6 protein-coding genes and 1 pseudogene are annotated in these 6,145 nt (G+C 71.2%); 1 reads left to right on the plus strand and 6 read right to left on the minus strand.

Translation table 11 applies throughout. From position 1 onward, the window contains the following. Positions 1-19 precede the first annotated feature (19 nt). The 5 genes from HAV39_RS26800 to HAV39_RS26820 are packed head-to-tail and all read right to left on the minus strand — an operon-like array spanning position 20 to position 4,637. Positions 20-724: a DUF998 domain-containing protein gene (locus HAV39_RS26800; protein WP_191841927.1), complete on the minus strand. Its 705-nt coding sequence runs from the start codon at positions 722-724 to the stop codon at positions 20-22. A 36-nt stretch (positions 725-760) separates the two neighbouring features. Then, the gene (locus HAV39_RS26805; protein WP_191841928.1) at positions 761-1,537 is read right to left on the minus strand and encodes an ABC transporter ATP-binding protein; all 777 of its coding nucleotides are present in this window, start codon (positions 1,535-1,537) and stop codon (positions 761-763) included. After that, the gene (locus tag HAV39_RS26810; protein ID WP_191841929.1) at positions 1,534-2,592 is read right to left on the minus strand and encodes a FecCD family ABC transporter permease; all 1,059 of its coding nucleotides are present in this window, start codon (positions 2,590-2,592) and stop codon (positions 1,534-1,536) included. Before HAV39_RS26810 ends, HAV39_RS26805 begins: the two co-directional genes overlap by 4 nt. Position 2,593: 1 nt before the next feature. Then, positions 2,594-3,622 carry a FecCD family ABC transporter permease gene (locus HAV39_RS26815; RefSeq protein ID WP_191841930.1) on the minus strand — a complete coding sequence of 343 codons (1,029 nt, stop codon included), beginning with the start codon at positions 3,620-3,622 and terminating at the stop codon, positions 2,594-2,596. Positions 3,623-3,632: 10 nt separating this feature from the next. Beyond that, positions 3,633-4,637, minus strand: coding sequence for an ABC transporter substrate-binding protein (locus tag HAV39_RS26820; RefSeq protein ID WP_191841931.1), 1,005 nt, complete (start codon positions 4,635-4,637; stop codon positions 3,633-3,635). A 275-nt stretch (positions 4,638-4,912) separates the two neighbouring features. Here HAV39_RS26820 and HAV39_RS26825 point away from each other — a divergent pair, with 275 nt between their 5' ends. Next, entirely contained in the window at positions 4,913-5,467 is a 555-nt protein-coding gene (locus HAV39_RS26825; protein ID WP_191841932.1) for a hypothetical protein, read from the plus strand. A gap of 163 nt (positions 5,468-5,630) precedes the next feature. Here the strand turns inward: HAV39_RS26825 and HAV39_RS26830 are convergent. Continuing rightward, positions 5,631-6,145, minus strand: a pseudogene (locus tag HAV39_RS26830) (amino acid transporter); the annotation flags it as partial.

The raw sequence follows: 6,145 nt of genomic DNA on the forward strand, positions 1-6,145 counted from the left end.
TCGCAGCCGAGTCTGTCGGCTATCCGGCCGTGGCCCGCTCCGCTGCCGGTACGTCGGATGCACCGGCGGCCCGCGCGGCCGCCTTCGACCGCCCCGCGAGCCGCGCCTGCGCCGGCACGACCCCCTTGGGCAGGCCGCGCAGCAGCACTCCGGTCACCACGACCCAGCCCACCACCGGCACCAGCGCCACCCGCTCCAGCACGCTCGTGAACAGCCCCCGGCCGATCGCCAGCAGCCCGATCACTAGCAACAACGCCAGGGGGAAGGTCACCGCGGAGAACACCCGCGCGGTACGCCGCAGCGCCGGCGGCAACGCGATCAGCGCCACCGCGCCCATCGTCACCACCGCCAGCCCGACGGCGAGCACGCTCGCCCCGGCGTGCACCAGATCCTGCGCCGTCGACGGCTCGTAGGGCGGCAGCGGGCACCCGGGTGTACACGACACCGCCGACGAGAGCGCGCCGAAGACACCCGCCGTCACCAGCATCGCGAACACGAACGGCACCAGCCGCCGCAGCGCCGCCCCGAGCAGGGCCAGCGAACCGGCCAGGGCCAGGATCCCGGTCCGGTAGATCCCGTCCCGCGGGCTGGTGGCCACCCCGCCCTCGCTGATGTAGCCGTGGGTCCACGGCTCGGGCAGCACGCCGAGCGCGTACATCACCGCGGCGGTGCCCGCGACCGCGAACACGACGGCGCACCCGGCCGGCCATCGGGACCTGTCCAAGACCATGATCCACCCTACTCCCGACGGCCCGCCCGGCTACTCGGCCGGCACGATGATCGGGGTGCCCGCCACAGGATCGGCCACGATCACGCAGGCCAGGCCGAACACCTTCGCCATCAGCTCGGCCGTGATGACCTCGCGTGGCGCGCCCTCGGCGACGATGGCCCCGTCCGCCATCGCGATGATGTGATCGCAGAAACGGCTGGCGAGGTTGATGTCGTGCAGCACGGCGACGATCGTCTTGCCGCCCTGCGCGTTCAGGGTGCGCAGCAGCCGAAGCAGCTCGACCTGGTGGTTGATGTCCAGGAACGTGGTGGGCTCGTCCAGCAGCAGCAGGTCGGTGTCCTGGGCCAGGGCCATCGCGATCCATACCCGCTGGCGCTGGCCGCCGGACAGCTGCCGCAGCGGCCGGTTCACCAGGTCGGCGGTGTCGGTGGCGTCGAGGGCGCGGGCGACGGCGTCGTGGTCGCGGTCGTTCCAGGTGCGGAACCAGCCCTGGTGCGGGTAGCGGCCGCGGGAGACGAGGTCGGCGACGGTGATGCCGTCGGGGGCGAGCGGGGCCTGCGGCAGCAGGCCGAGCACCTTGGCGACGTCCAGGGTGCTGAGGTCGGCCATGGCCTTGCCGTCGAGCAGCACGTTGCCCGCGCGCGGGCGCAGCAGCCGGGCCAGGCCGCGCAGCAGCGTGGACTTGCCGCAGGCGTTCGCGCCGACGATCGCGGTCACCTTGCCGTCGAGGACGGTGACGTCGAGGTCGCGGACGATCGGTTCGGCGTCGTAGCCGAGGGTGAGGCCCTCGGCGCGCAGTCGGCTCATCCGCCGGTTCCCCTTCGGTTGGTCGTGGCGAGCAGCCACAGCAGATACGGTGCGCCGACCGCGCCGGTGACCACACCGGTCGGCAGCGGCGTGGGCAGCAGGTGGACGGCGACGAGGTCGGCGCTGAGCAGCAGGATCGCGCCGACGAGTGCGGCCGCGGCGATGCCGCCGGTCGCGGGGCCGAGCAGCCGGTTGGCGATCGGTCCGGCGACCAGTGCGACGAACACGATCGGCCCGGCGACCGACACCGCGAGCGCGACGAGCAGCACCGCGGTGGCCAGCAGCGCAGCGCGGGTGATCTCGACGCGTGAGCCGAGGGCGCGGGCGGTGTCGTCACCGAGTTCGAGCACGCGCAGTCTGCGGGACAGGATCACGGCCAGGGGCAGCAGCACGACGAGCGCGCCGCCGAGCAGTGTGAGCTCGTCGTCACTGGCCTGGCCGACCGAGCCGGTCAGCCAGTGCATGGCCTGCCGGGCTTCGAACAGCTCTGCCTTGACGAGCATGTATCCGGTGAGGCCCTCGAAGAACACGGCGACACCGATGCCGATGAGGATGAACCGGTAGCCGCTGACGCCGTCTCGCCAGGCCAGCAGATACATGACCACGGCTGCGGCGATCGCGCCGCCGAGGGCCAGCGCGCAGACGGCGAGCCCGCCGACCTGGAAAAGGACGATGCCGCTGACGGCTGCCAGGCTCGCGCCGGAGGTGATGCCGACGAAGTCCGGTGACGCGAGCGGGTTGCGCAGCAGTTGCTGGAACACGGTGCCGGAGGCGCCGAGGGCGAGGCCGACGGTGAGCGCGGACAGCGCGGTCGGCAGCCGCAGGCCGCGTACGACGAAGTCGACGCTGGGGGTGTCGGCCAGGTGCAGCACGGAGGTGATGACCTCACCGGCGGTGAGCCGGAAGCTGCCGACCATCATGGTCAGCACGAACAGGGCTGCCACGGCGGCGGTGAGGCCGGTCGTCGCGGCGAAGGCGCGCACGGCGCGGTGGCGGCGGGTGGCGCGCAGCGCGGCCGCGGTGGCGGCGCTGGTGCGGGTGGCGGTGGCCGTCATCTCACGCCTCCGACAAGCGGCCGTAGCGGACGATGCCGATGAACACCGGCGCGCCCAGGACACCGAGCACGACGCCCACCTGCAGTTCCCCCGGGCGGGCGACGACCCGGCCGACGATGTCGGCGAGCAGCAGCACGATGGGTGAGAGCAGCATCGAGTAGGGCAGGATCCAGCGGTAGTCGGGTCCGCAGATGAACCGGGCGAGGTGCGGCACGACCAGGCCGACGAACACGATGGGGCCGCAGGCGGCGGTCGCGGCGCCGGCCAGCACGGCGACGACGGCGAACGCGGCGGCGCGGGTGAGGCCGACGCGCTGGCCGAGGCCGCGGGCGGTGTCCTCGCCGAGGGCCAGCCCGTTGAGCGCCCGGCCGCAGGCCAGCGACGCGACGAGGCCGGCGATCAGGAACGGCGCGACGCCGCCGAGGATGGGGGCGTACCGGCCGGCGAGTGAGCCGACCTGCCAGAACCTGAGCTCGTTGAGGGCGTCGACGTTGGTCATGACGATGCCGGTGGTGAGCGAGCCCATGCCCGCGGTGACGGCCGCCCCGGCCAGGGCGAGCTTGACCGGGGTAGCGCCTTCGCGGCCCAGCGACGCGATCGCGTAGACGAGCAGGGTGGCCAGGATGGCGCCGGCGAACGCGAACCAGATGTAGACGCCGACGCCGCGTACGCCGAGCACGGTGACGGCCAGGACCACGAACGCCGCGGCGCCGGAGTTGACGCCCATGATGCCGGTGTCGGCCAGCGGGTTGCGGGTGACGCCCTGCAGGACCGCGCCGGCGACGCCGAGCGCCGCGCCGACCAGGACGCCGAGCAGGGTGCGCGGCACGCGCATGTCGACGGTGACGGTGTGCTCGATGGAGCCGTCGCCGTCGAGCCCGAACAGGGCGCGCAGCACGTCGGACAGGCCGATGTCCCGCGAGCCCAGCGTGATGCTGAGGAAGGCGACCAGGGCGAGGATCACGCCGAGCACGGCGAGCCCGGGCCCGAGGGCCAGAGCTCGCCGTGCTCGTACTGTTGAGCTGCTCATGTGCGGTGGATCAGCTGCCGACGTTCTCGTCCGCGGCCTTGATCGCCGTGGTGAGCTTGTCCAGCTCGACGGCGAAGTGGCCGTAGGTGTGCAGCCAGTACGCGGGCCAGGAGACGACCGCGTCGGCCTTCGCGGCCTTGATCGCGAACCAGGTCGGCTGCTTCTTGCCCCACTCGGCGTTGGCGGTGTCGGTGTAGGAGCGGCCATCCCACAGGATCAGGTCGGGCTGGTACTTGTCGGCGTTCTCCCAGCTGAGGTTCTCCCAGTACGGGAAGCCGGGGTCGGGCTTGTCGGGGTTGACGACCTTCAGGCCCCACTTCTGGAAGTCCAGCAGCTCCGGCGCGAACTCGGGGTTGGCCACGTAGACCTTGTCGTCGGCCGGGGACATGGCCAGCACGGTCAGGTTGGGCTTGGTCGCGACGGCGGCCTTGAACGCGGTGACGGCGTCGGTGAACTTCTTCTTCGACGCAGCGATCTCCGGGGCGTCCACCTTGGCGCCGAGGCTCTTGGCGAGGGCCTCGTAGCCCTCGGCCAGGTCGACGATCGACTTGCCCTGCGCGACGCCGACGACCGGGGCCAGCTCCTTGAGCTTCTTGCTCTTCTCGTCGACACCCTCCTCCAGGCCGCTGTGGGCCTTCTCGGCGGGCCAGTAGTCGCCGACGATCAGGTCGGGCCGCAGCGACGCGGCCTTCTCAACGTCGATCTTGCCCCACTCCTCACCGAGGATCTCGATACCGGTGAGGTCCAGGCCCTTGAGGTTGGGGTCGGTCTTGACCGACTCGTCGGCGTAGACGCCGACGGGCTTGATGCCGAACGACATCAGCGCGGCGGCCTCGCCGGCGTGCGCGATGATCCGGGTCGGGGTCTTGTCGGCCTTGACGACCTCGCCGGAACCGTCGGTGAACTGCCAGGGCCCGGCCGACGTCGGCGTCGTTTCGGGAGTATCGGTCGAGCCGCAGCCGGCGAGCGTCAGGCTCAGCGCCGCAGCGGCAACGATCGGGCGCCAGATGCGCATGGGGGATTTCCGTTCTCACTGAAGAAAGGGCAGCCTAAAGTTAGGTAAGGCTAACCGAGCCAGCAGTCACCGGGAAGCCCTGAGGTGACCTAGGTCACCTACGATGTGGCCGGCACCCACCACGACGTCATGGATGCCGTCCATAACGGACGATGATCTCGCGATGACCGCCCCATCCTGCTCAACGGCCCCGTGGGCGCTCGTCCCGAATCCTGAATGTCGCTCCCCCGTGTGATCATCGGCAGGTCACACCACCGCCCGCGCAGGAGGAGAGCATGGGGGCATCGAGCTGGACTTCCAGGGTGCCGTATCAGCAGGACGTCGAAGCCGCGTTGGAGCTGGCCCGCCAGGACGCCTACGACCGGGGCGAATATTACCGAGCGACGCCCAACACGCAGGCCCGGACGATGAGCGAGGAGGACTACGTCGCCTGGGAGATGGCTGAGCTGCGCCGCGCCCTGGCTGAGGCGTTCGGCGATGACGCCGACGCCGACGCCGACGACACCATGGCCCGGGACAGCTGGCGAGCCGCCCAGGTGGAGGTGACCGACCCGGACAGCCTGCTGGACGCGCAGATCTACTCGGGCGCCCACTCGGTCATCGACATGACCGGTGTCGCACCATCGCCCGAGCCGGGGATGGTCGCGCCCGTGCCAGACGATGTCCTGGAAGAGGTGTTCGGCACGTGCCGGCCGGCGGCCGACGCGATCACCGGGGCCATCGCCGGAAGGAGCCTGGAGGACTTCGGCCGGTGGCACGGCGCTTACGTCGTGGCGTACGACGGGGAGCATCCGGAGTCGATCGTCTTCTTCGGGTCCAGCGGCGACTGACTGGCGGGCTCCCCCCTCACCACGGTCCGGAGGTTTGACGGCCCCGGTCGTTGCGTTCCGAAGACCGGCACCCGTTGTGAGATCACGACCCGTGTCTGGACAACACCTTGGGCGACCTGCTCGGCGTCGTCCGGGCAGTCGATCCCCGGACTGGTGGTGTCAGTCAGCCACCGACGTGGATGCCCGGTCGGCGGGCCGGGTCGGCGTCGCGTTCGCGCAGGATCTCCCGGACCACCGGCGGGGTGTCGCCGCGGCCGAGGAACAGGTAGCGCAGCAGGTGGGTCAGCGGAGAGCCTTCCGACCACTCGAAGTAGCAGTGCGGGCGCACCCCGGTGGTGTCACGCAGCGCGAGCAGGATCGCCGCGATCGCGTTCGGCGCGGCCGGGGCCGACGCGCGCAGCACTCGATGGCTGCCGACCTGCGCGCCGGTAACGTGCAGCGCGTCGGTGAACTGGGACGGGTCGACGACTTCGATTTCCAGGAACAGCACGTCGGCGCCGCCGGGGACCGGGTTCATGCCGCGTTGCTCGGCTTCCTTGGTCGCGTATTCCGCGACGTCGCCGGCCTGGCGGCGGTTGGCGATCAGGTTGAGCTGCCCGTCGTGGGCGATCGAGTCGGTCACGAACTGCCGGGCACGAGTGTCGAACTCGATGTGCTTGACCCGCAGCTCCGTGGTCC

The organism is Catellatospora chokoriensis (genome assembly GCF_011297315.1).
GTDB lineage: Bacteria > Actinomycetota > Actinomycetes > Mycobacteriales > Micromonosporaceae > Catellatospora > Catellatospora citrea.